Here is a 17,886-nt window from a genome sequence, read left to right as displayed (position 1 = left end):
GGCCTGGCCCAGCGGGCCGCCGCCAATGATCACGGCCTGCGCGCCATCCTCGTCCACACAGCGTTGCACGGCTTGCGCCAGTGCTTCCTCCAAGGCCTGGGCATCACCAGCCAGCGCACGTGGGTCGCCTTCTGTCAGGCGGATGCCGGTGTAGAGGTGTGTCAAACCCACGGCAGCCACGCGCCCGGCAATCGGCTCCACCAAATCGGGCGTGACGGTGGCCACGCCAAAGCGCCGGCCACCACCGGCCGCCTCCAGCATCGAGGCCTCGGCAATGCCGACGACGGGCACGGCGCTCAAGGCCCGCAGCCGCTCCAGCCCCGGGTCACCAAAGGCGCTGATGATGGTGCCGGCGCAATCGCTGGGCGCCTCGCGCCAGCAGTCTTCCACCTCCAGTGCAGCTTGCGCCAGCTCGGTCGCGTTGACGATCATCGACGGGCCCTTGCCGGCGGTGCGGGGCAGAATCTGCCACTGCGCGGGTGCCGAGCGCTGGGCAATATCGGCCATCATCGTGGTGGTGGCCTCGGAAGCATTGGGGTTGATCAGCAGGATTTTGGGCATGCAGCAAAACTAGGATTGGGCCGTGGCAGGCGTGCCAGCCAGCGGCTCGGCATCGGGGGAGCGGCCATAGGTCTCGGGCACGCATTGCACGCTGATGATGAAGATCAGGTACATCGCAGCGGCCAGGCCAAACACGCCGCCCAGGCCAAAACCATCAAACAGGCGGCCAGCGACCAGCGGCATCAGCGCACCGGCGGCCGTGCCGGTGGCCAGGATGAAGGCGGTGCCAAAGGCGCGCACGCGGGTGGGGTAAAGCTCGGGCGCATAGATCCAGATGGTGGTGTTGAGCAGCAGCACAAAGAACTGGAAGGTGGCCCCGGCGATCAGCAGCACCACAATGCTCTTGGCGGCAAAGCCAATCGTCAGCGCCGCCAGGCAGGCGCAGATGGCGCCGGCCGTCAGCACCCGTTTGCGCGGAAAGTGAAAGCCCAGCGCTGATGCCGCAATCGCGCCCAGCAGGCTGCCGCTTTGCATCACCATCGTGAACAGCAGGCTCTTGGACATGCTGTAGCCCAAGCCCACCAGAATCGTCGGCATCAAGGTCAGCACCGAAATCTGCGCGCCATAGGTCATCCAGATGGTGATGCACAGCGGCACGGTGCGGCGGCCCAGCGCGCCCCGGAAAATCTCGGTAATGCGCACCTTGATCTTGGCCGCCGTGGTACTGGCGCCGTCATCGCTGATATAGGGGTGGGCGGCTTGCGCGGCGCCCGCCAGCTTGCCCGATGCCAGGCGCGTCAGCACCGCATTGGTCTCGGCAATGCGGCCTTGCGACAGCAGAAAACGCGGTGTCTCGGGGATGTAGCGGCGGTAGAACGCGGCCAGCAGCGCCGGCACCATCAGGCAGACAAAGAGCCAGCGCCAGCCGTTGTCGCCGGGGAAGATCCAGAACACCAAGAGGCCAAAGGCCGGCGCCAGAAAATTGCCCAGCCCGCCCGCGCCCACATTCACCAGGCCCACCGCCGTGCCCCGGAACTTGGACGAGCAGAACTCCGACAGCATGGTGACCGCAATCGCAATCTCACCCCCCAGGCCAAAGCCCACCACCGCCCGGCCCAGCGCCATCACCGCCAGATTGGGCGCCATCGCGCAGATGCCCGCACCAATCGTGAACAGCAAGAGGTCCACCGTCAGCATCACGCGGCGGCCATAGCGGTCTGCGATATAGCCCGAGACGATGCGGCCAATCGCCGCGCAGGCAAAGGTCACCGAGTTGAGCATGCCGATGTCCGACGCTGTCAGCCCCCATTGCTCCTTGAGCATGGGCCCGATGATGCCGACCGCGTTCTGCTCAAAGCTGTCAAACAGGCAGCCAATCAGGATCAAAAAGATGATCGTGTGGTGCGAGCGGGTCACCCCAATCTTGTCCAGGGCCTGGTCGAGTTCGGCCACCTTGGGAGAGTCGGGTGCAGAGGAAAGTGCAGGTCCACCAGCCATTGAAAGCTCCTTGAGAAGAGTCGTACTTGCTCGATTCGGATCGCTGCGCCAGTGTTGGGCAGTTCATCGAAGTTTGGTATAGGTATTTCACTAATATGGTGCATGTGAAATTAAAATTTCATGCACCAAGCAGGCTATAGCAAGCAACGTGCCATCCATGGTGGCGTTGGGGATCAGGGCGGTGGGGACGTTAAGGTAGGCCCGGCAGCTGATGGGCTGCGTAGGTAGCTGTGGCGATAGGGGCTGAGACCAATAGGGAGAGGGCTGAGGGCGCCAGGGCACAAATACTCCATGCGCCAGCGTTGCAGCGGCCGATCTACAAAGTGGAAGTGTTGATGGGACTGGGACGATGTCGCTTGTGGCTGGCTCTAAACGCTCCAAAGCCGAAGTTCAGTTCGTTCCAAAGCAGACATCTGGCCTCGGGCGGGATCGTCTCAATCACTCCTAACCTATAAGGAGGTGTAGGTATGGCACCTTGCGCTGCCAAAATTGAAAATAGTGGATGGCCGCCATTGAAGCAGCGCCGGCTTCATACTGCAGCCTCATCTCCTCTGAGTCACCCGTGCTCAGGATCATTACTCCGACCGAGTCTTCCTTAAAGGCGCCGAAATCGACAGACTGTATATCCCTTGTTGCGACCTTAATTGTCTGGGTTAAATACTTCCCGGCCACCATGCGTGACGTCAAAATGGACCAGCTCGTTGACGAAATATAGGACGACACGATCGGCAATTCGCCGGGTTCGAGTTGATATTGGTGGGGAATACGAGGGTCAACTCTGGATAGTATTGTGTGGGCCCAAATATCCTGCTTCATGGAGGCCCGCTCGATATAAGCGAGGCAGAGGCGGGCGATCTTGGCATCATCGAAAGTTTGTTTATTGTTGTCTATCATGACCAGTTGAATCCACAGCCGTCAGGCATCTGCAGTCAGTTTCACATCGCTCTCGTTCCTCCCCAGCAGCCAAATTTCACTGCCAATCGGGACACTCTGCTTGGTAGCTGCAGGTAGCGTGCAAAAGAAACTGAGCACTTTCGCTGGTGGCGTCTGGAATGGAATTTGGAAGACAGCGCTGCATTCAAGGTTCTCGCTGTCTGGTCGGACAACGCGAACCTGCTGGTTGGCATCGAATCGATAGGCGGAGGCGGGAAAGCCGGGAGCAATGATGAGGCCGCGCCCAGACACAAGAAACGTATCTTCAACACGGCAGAGCAAGAACTCGGGCATGGATATTCCGGTTTGAAGTGGCAGTCCGATTTGAATCAGATTGTGATCCAAATCCGGTTAGCGATTCCTGGCCCATCTATCATGGTCGCCGACCGACCATTGCAGGCGTTGCCCAACTTTAATCAAGACCCTTGGTTAGTCCTCTGCGTCTCGAACGGGGCGACCCAGGGCAGTCGAGAGTTGAGCACAAAGCTGAGCGACCCATTGCTCCCATTCGCGGCTCTCCATTTCTCCCTCAAAAACGATCCCACTGGGCTCCACGGACGCCGTCACATACTTCGCATCACCTTCAGATCCGAACCAATGCGGAAAATCGTCTGATTCAATCCATCCCGGCATGGCTCCGTAGGCGTCCAATACCGCGGCCCACATCTGTTGCGGCTGGTCATATCGGACGTCGAGTGTGATCTTTTGATGCATACGTTTCTTTGGCTTGCGGCCTGTCAGTCGAATGTCGAGTAGGCGGTCGCGAGCGTCCGATGGTGGCTGTCGTCGCCCGACTTTCATCGATCACTGGTTGGGCAGCGGGCCTGCATCGCGCCAGTGCAGCCCAGCCAGCATCAAAACTCCCGGTGCTGCTCATGCTGCTGCTCAATCGCAGCCAGGCGCTTGCGCCCCGGCGCTCCCGCAGCCTCCAGCACCATGGTGGCCAGCAGGTCGCAAACGGCCATCACGGCCACATGGTTGTCCAAGAGGCCTGGGCCATGGCAGTCGCACTGGATGGACCAGGTGGCAGCGGCATAGTGGGGGGAGGCCTGGTCGCTGACCAGCAGCACAGCGGCACCCGCCTTGCTGGCGCTCGCCAGCAGTGCGGCCATCTGGCGGGTCTGGCGGCGCATGCCAAAGACGATGACGCAGTCGTTTTGGCTGAGGCTGGCGGTGTACTCGGCAAGTGTTTCGCCCGGGCCGGGCAGGCTGATGACCTGGGGCACCACCTGGATGATCTGCCAGCGCAGGTACTGCGCAAAGGCATGGCTGCTGCGGCTGCCAAAGATGAGCACCTGGCGCGCGGCGATGATGGCCTGCACGATCTCGCTCAGCTGTGGCTCGCTCAGCTGGTCCAGGGTGTTGATCAGGTTGGCGAGCGACCGCTCGCGGTGCGTGGCCAGCATCTGCCCGCGCTGAAAAGCCTCGGCCGCCGACTGGAACAGCGGTGAGCCGCTTTGCTTGTCCTCGCGCACCTGGCGGCGCGCTTCTTCGTAGTTCTCATAGCCCAGGCGCCGGATAAAGCGGCTTACCGTCGAGGGCGACACCTTTGCCAGTTGGGCCAGCTCATTGCCGGCATAGCTGGCCAGCTCACCGGGGAACTCCAGCACAAAGTCGGCCAGTTGCCGCTCGGTGGCGGGCAGTGCCTGCAGGTGCTGGCGCACCCGCTGCAAAAAGGATTCGGTCGCTGGTGTTCGCATCGCAGGGCGGCGGGCTGGTGGGCCTGCGGCTAAAGAGGGATGAGGGGATTCTAGGGCACTCCATCCACCATGGCGGTGCGTGTAGCCGCTTACTCAGCCTTTGCCAGATAGGGCTTGAGCCAGCCCAGGCCATCGCTGGTGGCATGGGGCGCTGCGCCGCGCGCGGGCTTGTACTCGCAGCCAATCCAGCCGTCCCAGCCCAGGCGGTCCAGCAGCGCAAACAGATAGGGGTAGTTCAGCTCGCCCACATCGGGCTCATGGCGTTCGGGCACGCCAGCAATCTGGATATGGCCGACCTGGCCGGTGGGTAGGTACTGGCGGATCTTCATCGCCAGGTCACCTTCGACGATCTGGCAGTGGTAGAGGTCCATCTGCACCTGCACATTGGCGGCGCCCATCTCTGCGACCAAGGCATGGGCCTGGTCCTGGCGGCTCAGGAAGAAGCCGGGCATATCGCGGCCATTGATGGGTTCTAGCAGAATGCGCACACCCTGCGCCGCCGCTTGCTCGGCCGCATGGCGGATATTGGCGATGTAGGTGGCGCGCACGGTAGCGGCATCTGCGCCCGCAGGCACCAGGCCGGCCATCACATGCAGGCGTGGGCATTGCAACGCCTTGGCATAGCGCAGCGCCTGCGCAATGCCGTCGCGGAACTCGGCCTCACGCCCAAGGATGCAGGCAATGCCGCGCTCGCCCCGGTCCCAGTCGCCCGGCGGTGCATTGAACAGCACCTGCTGCAGGCCCTGCTGCTGCAGCAAGGCTGCCAGTTGCTCGGGCGCGTAGGCGTAGGGGAAGAGATACTCCACCGCCGTAAAACCATCACGGGCGGCGGCGGCAAAGCGGTCCAGAAAGTCCAGGTCGTTGTAGAGCATGGACAGGTTGGCAGCAAAACGGGGCATGGGGTGCTTTCCAAAAAAGGGGCGGCTGGCAAGCAGAAGATCTGTGCGTGCCAGGCAGGATGAGGTTTTACCAGTGGGCGCCAAAGCTTTGGCGCAGCTCGTCAATCTGGGCTTCGCTCAGCGGCGCGGGTGGTTGCTGGCGGCATTGGTTCCAGAGCAGGGCGGTTTCTTCCAGCTCTTCCAGCGCGGCCATGGCGGCAGCCGGGCTCTCGTGCCAGACATTGGGGCCCAGGCGTGCCAGCATCACCGCGCGGATCGGCTTGCCGGCGGCTGCGTACTGCGCAATCGCCTCGGCCACGGCCTGCGCCGCATCGGGCGAGCCGGGGCGGTGGTAGGGGATATGCGGCACACGGCCGACCTTCATCACAAAGTAGGGCGTCAGCGCAGGCAGCAGCTCGGCAGCAGGCGCCACACCCGGCACGGCAGTGGCTTGCAGCGAGCAGGCCACCAGCTGGCGGCTGTGGGTGTGGATCACGCAGCCGGCCGGTGTCGGCGTGTTGGCGCTGGCCTCGTAAATGCGCCGGTGCAGCACGATGGTCTTGCTGGCGCGGTCACCGCTCAGCTGCTGGCCTTGCAGATCGAGCTTGGCCAGGCGCTCGGGCTGCAACTGGCCCAGGCTTGCATCGGTCGGGGTGATCAGGAAGCCATCGGCCAGGCGCACACTGATATTGCCGGCGCTGGCATGCACATAGCCGCGCTGGAACAGCGATGCGCCTACCCGGCAGATCTCGGCGCGGGCGCTGGGTTCGTCCATAAAGACCATGGTGTTCAGCCTTGCAAAGCGGTGAATGCCTTGGTGAAGAAATCGGAACTGCCAAAGTTGCCCGATTTGAGCGCGATATGCAAGCCCTCGGGCGCTGCCGGGCTGGCCGCATGGCACCAAGGCACACCCGGGTCGATCTGGCCGCCAATGCGCATCTGCGCAATGCCCAGCGCCTGCACGCAGGCGCCTGAGGTTTCGCCACCGGCCACCACCAGCTGGCGCACGCCCAGCTCCACCAGGCCGCGCGCAATCGCGGCCAGGGTTTGCTCGACCAAGGCGCCTGCCTGCTCCACGCCCAGCTGGGCCTGGATGCTGCGCACTGCATCGGGCTCGGCGGTGGAGTAGACCAGCACTGGGCCGCTGGCCAGATGCGGGCGGGCCCAGTCGAGCGCCTCGCGCACCACATCGTCACCAGCGGCCATGCGCAGCGGCTCGATCGCAAGTGCCGGGCGGCCGCTGGCGATAAAGTGCGCCACCTGGGCATTGGTCGCTACCGAGCAACTGCCCGACACCACCGCCTGCAGGCCGCTGGCCGCAGGCAAGGCGGCAGCCTGGTTGCTGGGTTGCAGGCCAAAGTTGGCGGGCAGCGCAATGGCGACGCCCGAGCCGGCGGTCACCAGCGGCAGATCCGCCAGCGCCGGGCCCATGCGCAGCAGGTCATCGTTCGATACCGCATCGACAATCGCAATGCCCACGCCGTCGGCCTTCAGCGCCGCAATGCGGCTGCGGATGGCGTCTGCGCCCTGGGCCACCACGCTGTGGTCGATCAAGCCCACCTTGCGCCGGGTCTGCGACTGCAGCACGCGCACCAGGTTGGGGTCGGTCATGGGGGTCAGCGGGTGGTTCTGCATGCCGCTCTCGTTCAGCAGCACATCGCCGGCAAAAAGATAGCCTTTGAAGACCGTGCGCTTGTTGTCTGGAAAGGCCGGGGTGGCGATGCTGAAGTCGCTGCCCAGCGCATCCATCAACGCATCCGTCACCGGGCCGATATTGCCGGCGGCGGTGCTGTCAAAGGTGGAGCAGTATTTGAAATAGATCTGCTGCGTGCCCTGGCCCTGCAGCCAGCGCAGGGCCTCCAGCGACTGGGTGACGGCCTCATCGGCCGGGATGGTGCGCGACTTGAGGGCCACCACCACGGCATCCACCTCAGCATCCAGCGGGCCGCTGGGCACGCCAATGGTCTGCACCACGCGCATGCCGGCACGCACCAGGTTGTTGGCTAGGTCGGTGGCGCCGGTAAAGTCGTCGGCAATGCAGCCCAGCTTCAAGGCAGTCTTGCTCATCGCTGGCCTCCGTCGTTGGCGGCTTGGGGCAGGGTGATGCCGGGGAAGATCTTGATCACCGCGCTGTCGTCTTCCTTGGCATAGCCGGCTGTCGATGCCTGCATAAACATCTGGTGCGCAGTGGCCGCCAGCGGCAGCGGAAACTTGCTGGCGCGCGCGGTATCCAGCACCAGGCCCAGGTCCTTCACAAAGATATCGACAGCCGACAGCGGCGTGTAATCGCCCGCCAGCACATGGGCCATGCGGTTTTCAAACATCCAGCTGTTGCCGGCGCTGTGGGTGATGACCTCGTAGATCGCCGCAGCGTCCACGCCTTCACGCAGGCCCAGGGCCATGGCCTCGGCCGCAGCCGCAATGTGAACCCCTGCCAGCAGCTGGTTGATGATCTTGACCTTGCTGCCCGCGCCCGCCTTGTCGCCCAGGCGGTAGACCTTGCCGGCCATTGCATCGAGCACATCGCCCGCTGCCGCGTAGGCCGCAGGCGTGGCCGAGGTCATCATCGTCATCTGGCCGGCCGCCGCCTTGGCCGCGCCGCCGGAGATGGGGCCATCGACATACAGCACGCCGCTCTGGGCCAGGCGTGCCTCCAGCGCGATCGACCAGTTCGGGTCCACGGTGGAGCACATCACAAAGGTGCTGCCGGGGCGCATCGCTGCAGCGGCGCCATGCTCGCCAAACAGCACGGCCTCGGTCTGCGCGGCGTTGACGACGACGGACACCACCACATCCACCTGGGCCGCCAGCGCGGCCGGGTTGGCGCAGGCCACGCCACCGGCGCTGGCAAAGTCTGCCGCCGCCCCCGGGCGCACATCACAGACATGGACCTGGTAGCCCCGGTTGCGCAAGGTTTGGGCAATGCCCAGGCCCATGGCGCCCAGGCCGATGACGCCCACCTTGGCGCCTTGCTGTTGTGTAGTCATTGGAGATGCTCCCGTGAATCAGAGATAGAGAATGCCCGGCCGGGGGCCGGCGCACAAGAATGCAAGTGACAAATAGCCAAGCGGCAAGCCAGGCTGCGGATCAGGCCACCAGCGCCCAGACCAGGCAGGTCAGCGCAAAGCCAGCGATGCCCAACACGGTGGTCAGCACCGTCCAGCTGCGCAGGCCATCGGCCACGCTCAGGCCCAGGTAGCGGGTCACAATCCAGAAGCCCGAGTCATTGACATGCGACAGCCCCAGGCCGCCAAAGCCGATGGCGACGGTCAGCACGGCGACCTGCACCGCGCTGTAGCCGCCGCTGTGGATGCTTTCGGCCAGCAGGCCGCAGGTGGTCAGAATGGCCACTGTTGCCGAGCCCTGCGCGGCGCGCAGCGCCAGCGAGATGATGAAACCCAGCAAAATCAATGGCAGCCCCGTGCCCGCCAGCGCCTGCGACAGCGCCGAGCCAATGCCGCTCACCGTCAGCACCTTGGCAAACACGCCACCGGCGCCGGTTACCAAAATCACCGTGGCCGCTGCGGGCAGCGCCGATTCCATCACCTCGTTGGTGCGCTTGCGCGTCCAGCCCAAGGGGCGCACCAGCAGCACAAAGGCCAGGCCAATCGCTACCATCAGCGCAAACACCGGTGCGCCGGTAAAGGCCAGAAAATCACGCATCGCGTCGCCCTTGGGCAGCATGGTCGCGGCGGTCGTGCCCAGCATGATGAGCGCCAGTGGGGCCAGGATCAGGGTCAATACCGCTCCCACGCCGGGCAGCTTGGCGGCAGGCGCATCGGCGGCATCACCGCTGCCAAAGTTGCGGAACTGCGCTTCGGCTTCCGGCTGCATCGCGTAGTGGCGGCGGTTCAAATAGCCGCCCACCCACTGGGCGACAAAGGCCAGCGGAATGCAGATGCCCAGACCGATCAGCGTGATCCAGCCCACATCGGCCGAGAGCACGGCCGCGCCGCCCACAATGCCCGGGTGCGGTGGCACCACCACATGGGTGGCCAGCATGATGCCAGCCACCGGCAGCCCGTACTTGATGGGGCTCACGCCACCCGCCTTGCAAAAGCCATAGATGATGGGGATCAGGATGATGAAGCCCACATCAAAGAACACCGGTATCGACAGCACCAGCGCGGCGGCCGTCAGCGCCGCAGGCACCCGCTTGGGGCCCAGCAGTTGGCTAAAGCGCTGCGCCAGGGTATTGGCTCCGCCGGATACCTCGATCATCCGCCCCAGCATCGCCCCCAGCGCCACCAGGATCGCCACCGACCCCAAGGTGCCGCCCATGCCGGATATCAGGGTGGGAATGATCTCCGCGAGCGGTATGCCGGTTGCCAGCGCCACCAGCAGGCTTACCAGCATCAGCGCCACAAAGGCATGGACTTCAAATCGGATGATGAGCAGCAACAGCGCAGCAATGCTGGCGCCCGCAATGCTCAGAAGGGCAATGGTCGTCATAGGAAGGACTTGTCTCGTTGACTCGTTAGAAGAACTCCTGAGACCCTAAAACCTCGGGAGACTGGTATGGTTATCATACAAATTTTGCGGGATCATAGCATTGCCTTGCTGCGGCTTTGCGCGGTACTTTCCCGAGGCGTTGCAGGGTTTTTGGCGGGCACAAGCTGGGCCCATGCGCAGGCTCGAATCGGCCGGTGCTCGCTGGCGATGGACGCAAAAAAGGCGCCACAGCTTTCACTGCAGCGCCTGCTGGCGGGGCATCAAGGGCCCATCGGCGGCCCCTTAAACCTGGCCATCAAGCCAAGGTACGCACCTTGGGCTCGCGGTCCCAAAAGCGCGTTTTCGCGCCCTTGATAAAGCCGGCCACATCCTTGGGCTCAAACACGCCTTCATCGGGCTTTACGCCAGCGGCATCCAGGATCAAATGCGTGGCCTTGCATGCGGCAATCGCCTTCAGATGCCCAAAGGCATCGCGGAACCAGTCCTGTGCGGCGCTGTCCTTGCTCAGCATCTCGCCCGATGCCATCGGGATCACAGAGGCAACCGCATCAAACTGCGCCGATGGCGCGCCGGCCAGTTGGGCATCGGCGGCGATGTGCTTGCCATCGCTCAAGGTCGCGCCGCCAATCTTGGGCGCAATGATCTTGACCATGGCCTTCTCGGCCAGGATGGCTTTTTGCAGCGCGGCCACGTTCTCGGCGTTGGAGCCATCGTCCACCAGGATGGCAACGCAGCGGCCTTCCAGGGTCGGCTTCATGCGGTCGATGATGCGCAGCGCAGGGCTGGGCGGCAGGTCTTGCACGGGCACCGCTGGCTTGGCCGGTTTGGGCAGCGCAGCCAGGCCCAGGCCCTTGGCCACGCGCTTGCCCAGGTCACTGTCAATCACTAGCAGATGGGCGACCACAGCTTCACGCACATGGGGCGTCTGCACCTTGGACAGCTCAAACACCAGGGCGCTGGCGATATGCGCTTGTTCCAGCGCGCTTTGGCTGGTGTAGAACAGGCGCGCCTGGCTGTAGTGGTCGGCAAAGCTTTCGGGGCGGATGCGGCTCTTGGCATCGGCCTCGGACGGCTGCGCAAACGAGCGGAAGCCCTGGGCGCGCGATTCGCGGGGCGAGTTCGGGTCCAGGCTCGATGGCTCGTAGGCTACGCGGCCCTTGGGCACCTGGGTTTGCATATGGCCATCGCGCTGGGTATGCGCAAACGGGCACTTGGGCGCATTCACGGGTATCTGCGTAAAGTTCGGTCCGCCCAGGCGCGAGAGCTGCGTGTCCAGGTACGAGAACAGGCGGCCCTGCAGCAGCGGATCGTTGGAGAAATCAATGCCTGGCGGCACATTGGCCGGGCAGAACGCGACCTGCTCGGTCTCGGCAAAAAAGTTGTCCGGCCAGCGGTCCAAGGTAAAGCTGCCAACCTTCTTGAGCGGAATCACCTCTTCCGGAATGATCTTGGTTGGGTCCAGGTGGTCATAGGGCAACGCATCGGCCTCTTCCTGCGTGAACAGCTGCACAAACAGATCCCAGGCGGGCGCATGGCCGGCTTCAATCGCCTCGAACAGGTCGCGGCGGTGGTAGTCGTTGTCGGCAGACTGCAGCTTGGCGGCCTCGTCCCAGACAGTGGACTGGATGCCCAGCTGGGGCCGCCAGTGGAATTTCACAAAGGTGCTCTCGCCCTTGTCGTTGATGAGGCGAAAGCTGTGCACGCCAAAGCCTTCGATGGTGCGCAGGCTGCGCGGGATGGCGCGGTCGCTCATCGCCCACATGATCATGTGCATCGACTCGGGCATCAGCGAGATGAAATCCCAGAAGGTGTCATGCGCAGAAGCTGCCTGCGGAAAGCCCCGGTCCGGCTCCATCTTGACGGCATGCACCAAGTCGGGGAACTTCATCGCATCCTGGATAAAGAACACCGGAATATTGTTGCCCACCAGGTCCCAGTTGCCTTCGTCGGTATAGAGCTTGATCGCAAAGCCGCGTACATCACGCGGCGTATCGACCGAGCCTGCGCCGCCCGCCACGGTGGACATGCGCACAAAGATCGGCACCTTCTTGCCCACTTCGGTCAGCACCTTCGCCGTTGTGTATTTCTTCAGCGAATCGCTCAGCTCAAAATAGCCATGCGCTGCCGTGCCGCGTGCGTGGACGATGCGCTCTGGAATGCGCTCATGGTCAAAGTGCGTGATCTTCTCGCGCAGCACAAAGTCTTCGAGCAGGGTAGGTCCTCGGCCATAGGCGCGCAGCGAGTTCTGGTTGTCCGATACCGGAATGCCTTGCTGCGTCGTCATCACTGGGTGGCCGTCACCGGCCTGCTCATGGAGCTCGCCTGCGTTGCCTTGGGTCTTTGCTGCGGACGAGGTCGATTTGCGAGTGGTCATCGTGGATCTCCGTGGGGTTGGCGTTGTGGTCAGCCGGTGGGCTGGAACCACCAAGGATGACAGTTGCACCACGCCGCGCTTGTAGGCGTTTGGAGGGCTTGGCTGTATGCGTAGGCTGAGGTGGCGGCCTGTTTTCTCCGATGCCGCAGGCGAACGCAAAAAGGCCGCTCATCGAGCGGCCTGGGTGCTGGGGGAGCGATCTTCTTAATGGAAGAAGATGGCAATCAGAATGATGATCGGGATTGGCACGCCAATCAGCCAAAGCAGGATGGATCGCATGGTGTTTCCTTTCTAGGCTTGCCCGTAGGCAAAAGGGTTAAATCAGGTCAGGCAGAGGGTGGTTCAAGCGTCGCGCTGGCGGCCGCCAAAGGTGGCAGACAGGCTGCCGACAAAGGCCCCGATCAGCAGCACCACAAACATCCACAGCAGCGAGTAGGCGGTGGCCTTGCGGGCTTGCTCGGCCGTTTGCTTGGCCTTCACTTCGGCGTCTTGCGCAGCTTGCTTGGCCTTGTCGATCTGTTGCTTGACCTGGTCGTAGGTGGCTTGCACCTTCTTCTCGGACTCTTCCTGGCCCATGTCGGTGCGCTGTGCCACCAGGCGGCCCAGGTACTGGCGGTCGTCGTTGGACAGCGAACCCGCTTGCAGCGAATGCATGAAGACGCTGCTCATCTCGCTGGCGTCATCGGCGGCGGAGCGGGCCTTTTGGGCGGCGTTTTGCGCGCTGTCCTTCATGTCCTGCTTTTGCTGTTCGGTAGGGCCACCTTGGCGCAGCAGGCTGTTGATCCAGTAGTTCAGGTCCGAACCTGGCTCATTGGCCTTGCCAGCGGTCACGCCAGCAGCGCCGGTCAGTGCGGCAGAGGCGGCACCACCGATCACACCGGTGGCACCACTGGCTGCACCGCCCACCACTTGGGCCGCGCCGCTCACCACCGCACCGGCGGCCTTGGCCGTGCCGGAGATCGCAGCTCCTGCCACCGAGCCGGCTACTGCCACCATCAGCATCGTCGCCAGCGCCCAGGACAGAAAGCCATGGGCGGTGTCGCGGAAGTACACCTCATCGGTGTGCACGCCTTGCCACTTGGTGCGCAGTCGGCCAGCAATATAGCCACCCACACCGGCCGATGCCAGCTGCGTGAACGCCAGCCAGGCCACTGCCCCCCAGCCAATCGTCTCGCCGTCGGCCCCACGGCCCGACCAGACCGAGACCGACGACAGGCCCAGGCCAATGCCCAGCATGAACAGCAGTAGCGACAGCACGGCTGCTGCCAATGCGCCCGCAAAAATGGCGGCCCAGGAGACCGCACTTTCGCTGTTGCCCGCTAATGCGCGCGGCACTGCGCCGCCGGTGACGACGCGCTCTTCCTCTACATAGGTGGTGACCATGGCTATTCCTTGTTAGATGACGCCTTTATTCTGCTTTTGGCCCCCAAAAAGTTTGTAGTCCAAACGCGGGCCAGACCGTGCGCGCTTCGCTGTTAGCGCCATCAGCCGATCTGCGCAAAGGCGCGCCGGGCTTGGTTTTTGGCGTTGTGGCAGCAGGAATGCAGTGACCGTCTGAGACAGGGAGAGCGCAAGCTGGCGATCAGCAAAGTGCCATCAATACACCGCAATCGGCGCGGTGCCTTCGCCGGCAAACAGCCAGGCATGCAGTGGCTGCACGGCCATAGGCCCCGAGCCGGTGAACTCAGAAAACGCTGGCAGGTTCAAATAAGGCGCAGAGTAGGCCAGGCAAGGCAGGCGCTGGCGCAGCTGGGGCACGCGCATGGCCGGGTGCACATGGCCGTGGATATTGAGCGCAAAGTGGTGCACGCCCGGGCCCATGGGCTCGTGGCTCATCAGCACCTGGTTGCGTGCCAGGTGCGTGTGCACGTCATCGAGCAGCAGGGCCTCGGTCTGCAGGTAGCGGTCATGGTTGCCACGTGTCAGGCTAAAGCGGGTCTTGAGGTTGGCGCGGCGCAGGTTTTGCCACAGCTGAAAGGTGTCTTCACCAATAAAGCGGCCATGCACAAAGTCGCCCAGAATCACCAGCTCCTGCGGCTGCCACTTTTGCAGAATCTGGTGCAGGCGCAGCAGGTCCTGGCGCTGCACTTCCAGCGGCACGGCCACGCCCCGGCGGCGGAAGATATCGCTCTTGCCCAGGTGCAGGTCGGCAATGATCAGCAGGCTTTCCTGGGGCCAGAACAATGCGCGCTCAGTTAACACCAGAAACTCCATGCCGGCGATGCTGGCCGCGACATGGTCCTGGGGCGATGGCGAAAGTTGGATGGGGGAGAAAAGCTGTGCCGATTGCGTCCCTGCCATTAGTGGGTGTCCTGTGGTTGGGGCGCGCGCTGCGCAGTGCTGCGTGTGCCCTTGCGGGGGGCGGCCTGCTTGGGCGCCGCCTTGGTTGCGGCCTGGTTAAGGCTGCCGGGGTGGGGCGCGCGCTGCGGTGGCGTGCCCTTACGCGGGTCGCCCGGTCGTGGTGTTTGTGGTGCGCGTGCGGAGCGTAGTGCGCCTGGTGTGGGCTCGCCCCTGGCCTGGCGCTCTTGCTGCTCAGCCATGCGCCGCACCTTGTCCTGCCAGGTCTCATTGCTGAGCTGGCCGCGAAAGCTCTCCGCCCACAGCCCAAACGAGAACGGCGTGTGCTTGGCCGGAAAGCGCAATGCGATCTGCCGCCCTGCAATGCTGGCCAGCAGCCTTTGCATCGTTGGCAGGTGCAGCTCCTGGTCCAGCGCCTCTTGCCGGGCCTGGCGCAGCAGCAAATGCTCGGGGTCGTACTTGCTCAGCACATCAAACAGCAGGCTGGCAGATACCTGCAACTGCCTATCGCTGGCGCGGCTCTTCTTGCCCGGCACCTTGGACTGCACCAGGCCGGCAATCTGGGCAATCTCTTTGAAGCGCTTGCGTGCCAACTCGCTGAAGTTCACGGCGGACCGTAGATCGGTGTCAAGCCCGTCCTGCTTGAAAATCTCTGCCCAGTCCACCGTATTCGCATCGATGGGCAAGGTGGGCTGGACCATCAGCCCGATCTCATTGCAAGCCCAGGCAAAGGTATTGGCTTGCCGATGCGCCAGGCGCGTGGCAATCAGCACCGCCAGCCCCTCATGCGCGACACGGCCGGCAAAAGGATAGACAAACAGCGGCGCCGCCTTGCCCGCCTGGGGGGCTTGGGTTTGGCCCACCTGCTCGATCAGCAGTTGGCCCGCATCCGGCACCAGCGAGCGCTGGCTTTGCAGCTGCAGCAAGGGCTGCAGCCATTGCAGCTCGCGGGCGTGCGGCGCGTCATCGGCGGCAGGGCTGGCAGCAGCTTGGCTCAGCAGCTGCTGCATACGTTCGCCCAGGGATGAGGACATCGGCATCAGCGAGCCGGCCCAGGCGGGGGTCAGCAGGCCCACCTGGGCACTGCGGCGCACCCAGGCGGTATTGTTCTCCAGCCGCACCAGCACCAGGCTGCGGCCGGCAAAGTTAAACACATCGCCAGCGTTCAGGCGGGCAGTAAACGCCTCTTCGACCGAGCCCAGCCGCGCGCCGCGCAGGTACTGCACATTGACTGCGCCATGCGCGGTGATGGTGCCGATCGACATGCGGTGCATGCGCACCACGCCGGTGTTGGCCGGCTGGCACAGGCCATCGGCACAGTGCAGACGCTCGTACTGCGGGTATTGCACAAGGGAGTCGCTGCCATGCTCCAGAAACGCCAGCACCGCCTGCCACTGCGCATCGCCCAGATCACGAAAAGCGGCAGTGCGCCGCACCTCGGCCAGTAGTTCCGGTGGCCTAAAGCCCCCCGCCAGCGCCGCGCTCATCGCATGCTGGCTCAGCACATCAAAGCACAGGCGCAGGGGCTCGCGCCGCTCATACACCTGGGCCTCGGCCAGCTCGCGCACGGCGGCAAACTCGGCCAGGTCCATCGCCTGGGTGGCAACCGCTTCTACATGCACAGCAGCACCAGGCCGGTGCTTGGCGCGGCCAGCGCGCTGCACCATGCGCGCCACAGACCGTGCGCCGCCAATCTGGATTACGCGCTCCACCGCAGGGAAGTCCACGCCCAAATCCAAACTACTGGTCGCCACCACACAGCGCAGGGTGCCTGCGCGCAAGCGCTGCTCCACCGACTGGCGCACGCCCTGGTCCAGCGAGCCATGGTGGATCGCCAAGGTGTCAGCGTCTTCCGGCCAGATGCTCGCCAGCGCCGTGTGCCACAGCTCGGCCTGGGCGCGGGTATTGGTAAACACAATGGTGCTGGGCGCGCTGAACACCAGTTTGGCCACCTCGCCCAGATTGGCCAGGCCCAAATGCCCCGCCCAGGGCATGCGCGTTCCCAGTGGCGGCGTGATGCTGTGCAGATGAAAAGGCTTGGGCCGCATGTCCTGGACCAGCGCCGGCTCCTTCACCTGCCAGGCGCTCAGCAGCACGTCGCTGGCCTCTGCCAGGTTGCCAATCGTCGCCGACAGGCCCCAGACCTGCGCGCCCGGTGCCAGCGCCTGGATGCGCGCCAGGTTCAGCTGCAGCAGCACCCCGCGCTTGCTGGGCAACAGCTCATGCCACTCATCCACCACAATGCAGCGCAGCTGGCTAAACTGCTCGCGGCTGCGCTCATGGCTCAGCAGCAGCGCCAGGGATTCGGGCGTTATCACCACCAGTTGCGCCTTGCCGTTGTCGGTCAGGCGTTTGTCGCGCGATGTGGCATCTCCCGTGCGCATCGCCACTTGCCAATGCGGCAGCACCGCCGCTACCGGGCCGGTGATGCGTTCGCGGGTGTCGCTGGCCAGGGCGCGCAGGGGCGTTACCCAGAGCATGCGCGGGCCATGCGCTGCGCGGCCTTCGGGCGTCTCGGCCTCAGCCATCGCCTGCATCAACGGGCCCCCCAGCGCCGCCAAAGTCTTGCCCCGCCCCGTGGGCGCCGATATCAAACCGCTGTGCCCATCCGCATAAGCGCGCCAGGCCTGCTGCTGGAAGACGGCCGCGCCTATGTCCTGGTCCTTCAACCAGTCGCGCCAACGCTTGGCCGCGCGCTGCATTGCGCGGTCGCTGGGGGCTGTGGTGTCGGTCCGCTCAGCCATCGGCCAACTCCAGCAAGGCGCCCAGCTGGTCGGCATCCTGCGCAGTCTTGTCCTCGCGCCAACGCAAGATGCGCGGAAAGCGCACTGCCACGCCGGATTTGTGGCGGGTCGAACGGTTCACGCCTTCAAAGGCAATCTCAAACACGAGGCTGGGCGTGACAGAGCGCACCGGCCCAAAGCGCTCCACCGTGTGGCTGCGGATCCATTTGTCCAGCCGCAAAATCTCCACATCGGTGAGGCCCGAATAGGCCTTGGCAACAGGCACCAGTGCATCGCCGCTCCACACCGCAAAGGTGTAGTCGGTGTGCAAGGTGCTGCGGCGGCCGCTGCCGCTTTGCGCATAGATCAGCACCGCATCAATGCTGAACGGGTCCACCTTCCACTTCCACCAATCGCCCCGGCGCCTGCCTTCCTTGTAGGGCGATGCCAGCGCCTTCAGCATCAGGCCTTCGGCATTGCGTTCCGCAGCGGTGTTGCGCAGGGGGGCCAGTGCCTCCCAGTCATCAAAC

At 64.1% G+C, this 17,886-nt stretch carries 15 protein-coding genes and 1 pseudogene; all 16 read right to left on the bottom strand.

The window, feature by feature from the left end:
* Nucleotides 1-561, bottom strand: a 561-nt coding sequence (locus tag H928_RS27965) for an aspartate/glutamate racemase family protein (RefSeq protein WP_043340249.1), incomplete at its 3' end; no start/stop codon positions are given.
* A 9-nt stretch (nucleotides 562-570) separates the two neighbouring features.
* Complete coding sequence (locus H928_RS0114695) at nucleotides 571-1,998, bottom strand: MFS transporter (RefSeq protein WP_021027198.1); 1,428 nt, start codon at nucleotides 1,996-1,998, stop codon at nucleotides 571-573.
* 444 nt (nucleotides 1,999-2,442) lie between these two features.
* On the bottom strand, nucleotides 2,443-2,892 hold the full coding sequence (locus H928_RS0114690) for a hypothetical protein (RefSeq protein ID WP_021027197.1): 450 nt from the start codon (nucleotides 2,890-2,892) through the stop codon (nucleotides 2,443-2,445).
* A gap of 21 nt (nucleotides 2,893-2,913) precedes the next feature.
* Nucleotides 2,914-3,225 carry a hypothetical protein gene (locus tag H928_RS30880; protein ID WP_021027196.1) on the bottom strand — a complete coding sequence of 104 codons (312 nt, stop codon included), beginning with the start codon at nucleotides 3,223-3,225 and terminating at the stop codon, nucleotides 2,914-2,916.
* A gap of 135 nt (nucleotides 3,226-3,360) precedes the next feature.
* Nucleotides 3,361-3,645 (bottom strand): hypothetical protein, encoded by a 285-nt coding sequence (locus H928_RS30875; RefSeq protein ID WP_021027195.1) that lies wholly within the window; start codon nucleotides 3,643-3,645, stop codon nucleotides 3,361-3,363.
* Between the two features lie 140 nt (nucleotides 3,646-3,785).
* Nucleotides 3,786-4,631, bottom strand: a complete 846-nt coding sequence (locus tag H928_RS0114680) for a MurR/RpiR family transcriptional regulator (protein WP_021027194.1) — start codon at nucleotides 4,629-4,631, stop codon at nucleotides 3,786-3,788.
* A gap of 89 nt (nucleotides 4,632-4,720) precedes the next feature.
* On the bottom strand, nucleotides 4,721-5,530 hold the full coding sequence (gene otnI / locus H928_RS0114675; protein ID WP_021027193.1) for a 2-oxo-tetronate isomerase: 810 nt from the start codon (nucleotides 5,528-5,530) through the stop codon (nucleotides 4,721-4,723).
* 67 nt (nucleotides 5,531-5,597) lie between these two features.
* On the bottom strand, nucleotides 5,598-6,284 hold the full coding sequence (locus H928_RS0114670) for an aldolase (RefSeq protein ID WP_027010968.1): 687 nt from the start codon (nucleotides 6,282-6,284) through the stop codon (nucleotides 5,598-5,600).
* A gap of 14 nt (nucleotides 6,285-6,298) precedes the next feature.
* Nucleotides 6,299-7,576, bottom strand: a complete 1,278-nt coding sequence (gene otnK / locus H928_RS0114665) for a 3-oxo-tetronate kinase (protein ID WP_021027191.1) — start codon at nucleotides 7,574-7,576, stop codon at nucleotides 6,299-6,301.
* Nucleotides 7,573-8,496, bottom strand: a complete 924-nt coding sequence (gene ltnD / locus H928_RS0114660; RefSeq protein ID WP_021027190.1) for an L-threonate dehydrogenase — start codon at nucleotides 8,494-8,496, stop codon at nucleotides 7,573-7,575. The genes otnK and ltnD overlap by 4 nt, the downstream gene beginning before the upstream one ends.
* Before the next feature lie 100 nt (nucleotides 8,497-8,596).
* Nucleotides 8,597-9,961: a GntP family transporter gene (locus tag H928_RS0114655; RefSeq protein ID WP_021027189.1), complete on the bottom strand. Its 1,365-nt coding sequence runs from the start codon at nucleotides 9,959-9,961 to the stop codon at nucleotides 8,597-8,599.
* A 295-nt stretch (nucleotides 9,962-10,256) separates the two neighbouring features.
* Nucleotides 10,257-12,335: a catalase gene (locus H928_RS0114650; protein WP_021027188.1), complete on the bottom strand. Its 2,079-nt coding sequence runs from the start codon at nucleotides 12,333-12,335 to the stop codon at nucleotides 10,257-10,259.
* 342 nt (nucleotides 12,336-12,677) lie between these two features.
* Entirely contained in the window at nucleotides 12,678-13,718 is a 1,041-nt protein-coding gene (locus H928_RS0114645; protein WP_021027187.1) for a hypothetical protein, read from the bottom strand.
* Nucleotides 13,719-13,931: 213 nt separating this feature from the next.
* Nucleotides 13,932-14,636 (bottom strand): ligase-associated DNA damage response endonuclease PdeM, encoded by a 705-nt coding sequence (gene pdeM, locus H928_RS30190; protein ID WP_021027186.1) that lies wholly within the window; start codon nucleotides 14,634-14,636, stop codon nucleotides 13,932-13,934.
* On the bottom strand, nucleotides 14,636-17,377 hold the full coding sequence (locus H928_RS27955) for a ligase-associated DNA damage response DEXH box helicase (protein WP_021027185.1): 2,742 nt from the start codon (nucleotides 17,375-17,377) through the stop codon (nucleotides 14,636-14,638). The genes pdeM and H928_RS27955 overlap by 1 nt, the downstream gene beginning before the upstream one ends.
* A pseudogene (locus tag H928_RS33435) lies at nucleotides 17,370-17,886 on the bottom strand (ATP-dependent DNA ligase); the annotation flags it as partial. The gene H928_RS27955 and the pseudogene H928_RS33435, both read right to left, overlap by 8 nt.

Origin of the sequence: Comamonas sp. B-9 (assembly GCF_000410635.1) — a bacterium.
GTDB lineage: Bacteria > Pseudomonadota > Gammaproteobacteria > Burkholderiales > Burkholderiaceae_C > Comamonas.
This window is presented reverse-complemented; position numbering and strand designations above follow the sequence as displayed.

What these genes read in the sequence shown, in the direction of transcription:
- H928_RS30875 (WP_021027195.1), bottom strand. Translation starts at nt 3,645, where the DNA reads ATGCATCAAAAGATCACACTCGACGTCCGATATGACCAGCCGCAACAG.
- H928_RS30880 (WP_021027196.1), bottom strand. Translation starts at nt 3,225, where the DNA reads ATGCCCGAGTTCTTGCTCTGCCGTGTTGAAGATACGTTTCTTGTGTCT.
- otnI (WP_021027193.1), bottom strand. Translation starts at nt 5,530, where the DNA reads ATGCCCCGTTTTGCTGCCAACCTGTCCATGCTCTACAACGACCTGGAC.
- H928_RS0114645 (WP_021027187.1), bottom strand. Translation starts at nt 13,718, where the DNA reads ATGGTCACCACCTATGTAGAGGAAGAGCGCGTCGTCACCGGCGGCGCA.
- pdeM (WP_021027186.1), bottom strand. Translation starts at nt 14,636, where the DNA reads ATGGCAGGGACGCAATCGGCACAGCTTTTCTCCCCCATCCAACTTTCG.
- ltnD (WP_021027190.1), bottom strand. Translation starts at nt 8,496, where the DNA reads ATGACTACACAACAGCAAGGCGCCAAGGTGGGCGTCATCGGCCTGGGC.
- H928_RS0114670 (WP_027010968.1), bottom strand. Translation starts at nt 6,284, where the DNA reads ATGGACGAACCCAGCGCCCGCGCCGAGATCTGCCGGGTAGGCGCATCG.
- H928_RS0114695 (WP_021027198.1), bottom strand. Translation starts at nt 1,998, where the DNA reads ATGGCTGGTGGACCTGCACTTTCCTCTGCACCCGACTCTCCCAAGGTG.
- H928_RS0114655 (WP_021027189.1), bottom strand. Translation starts at nt 9,961, where the DNA reads ATGACGACCATTGCCCTTCTGAGCATTGCGGGCGCCAGCATTGCTGCG.
- H928_RS0114650 (WP_021027188.1), bottom strand. Translation starts at nt 12,335, where the DNA reads ATGACCACTCGCAAATCGACCTCGTCCGCAGCAAAGACCCAAGGCAAC.
- H928_RS0114690 (WP_021027197.1), bottom strand. Translation starts at nt 2,892, where the DNA reads ATGATAGACAACAATAAACAAACTTTCGATGATGCCAAGATCGCCCGC.
- H928_RS0114680 (WP_021027194.1), bottom strand. Translation starts at nt 4,631, where the DNA reads ATGCGAACACCAGCGACCGAATCCTTTTTGCAGCGGGTGCGCCAGCAC.
- otnK (WP_021027191.1), bottom strand. Translation starts at nt 7,576, where the DNA reads ATGAGCAAGACTGCCTTGAAGCTGGGCTGCATTGCCGACGACTTTACC.
- H928_RS27955 (WP_021027185.1), bottom strand. Translation starts at nt 17,377, where the DNA reads ATGGCTGAGCGGACCGACACCACAGCCCCCAGCGACCGCGCAATGCAG.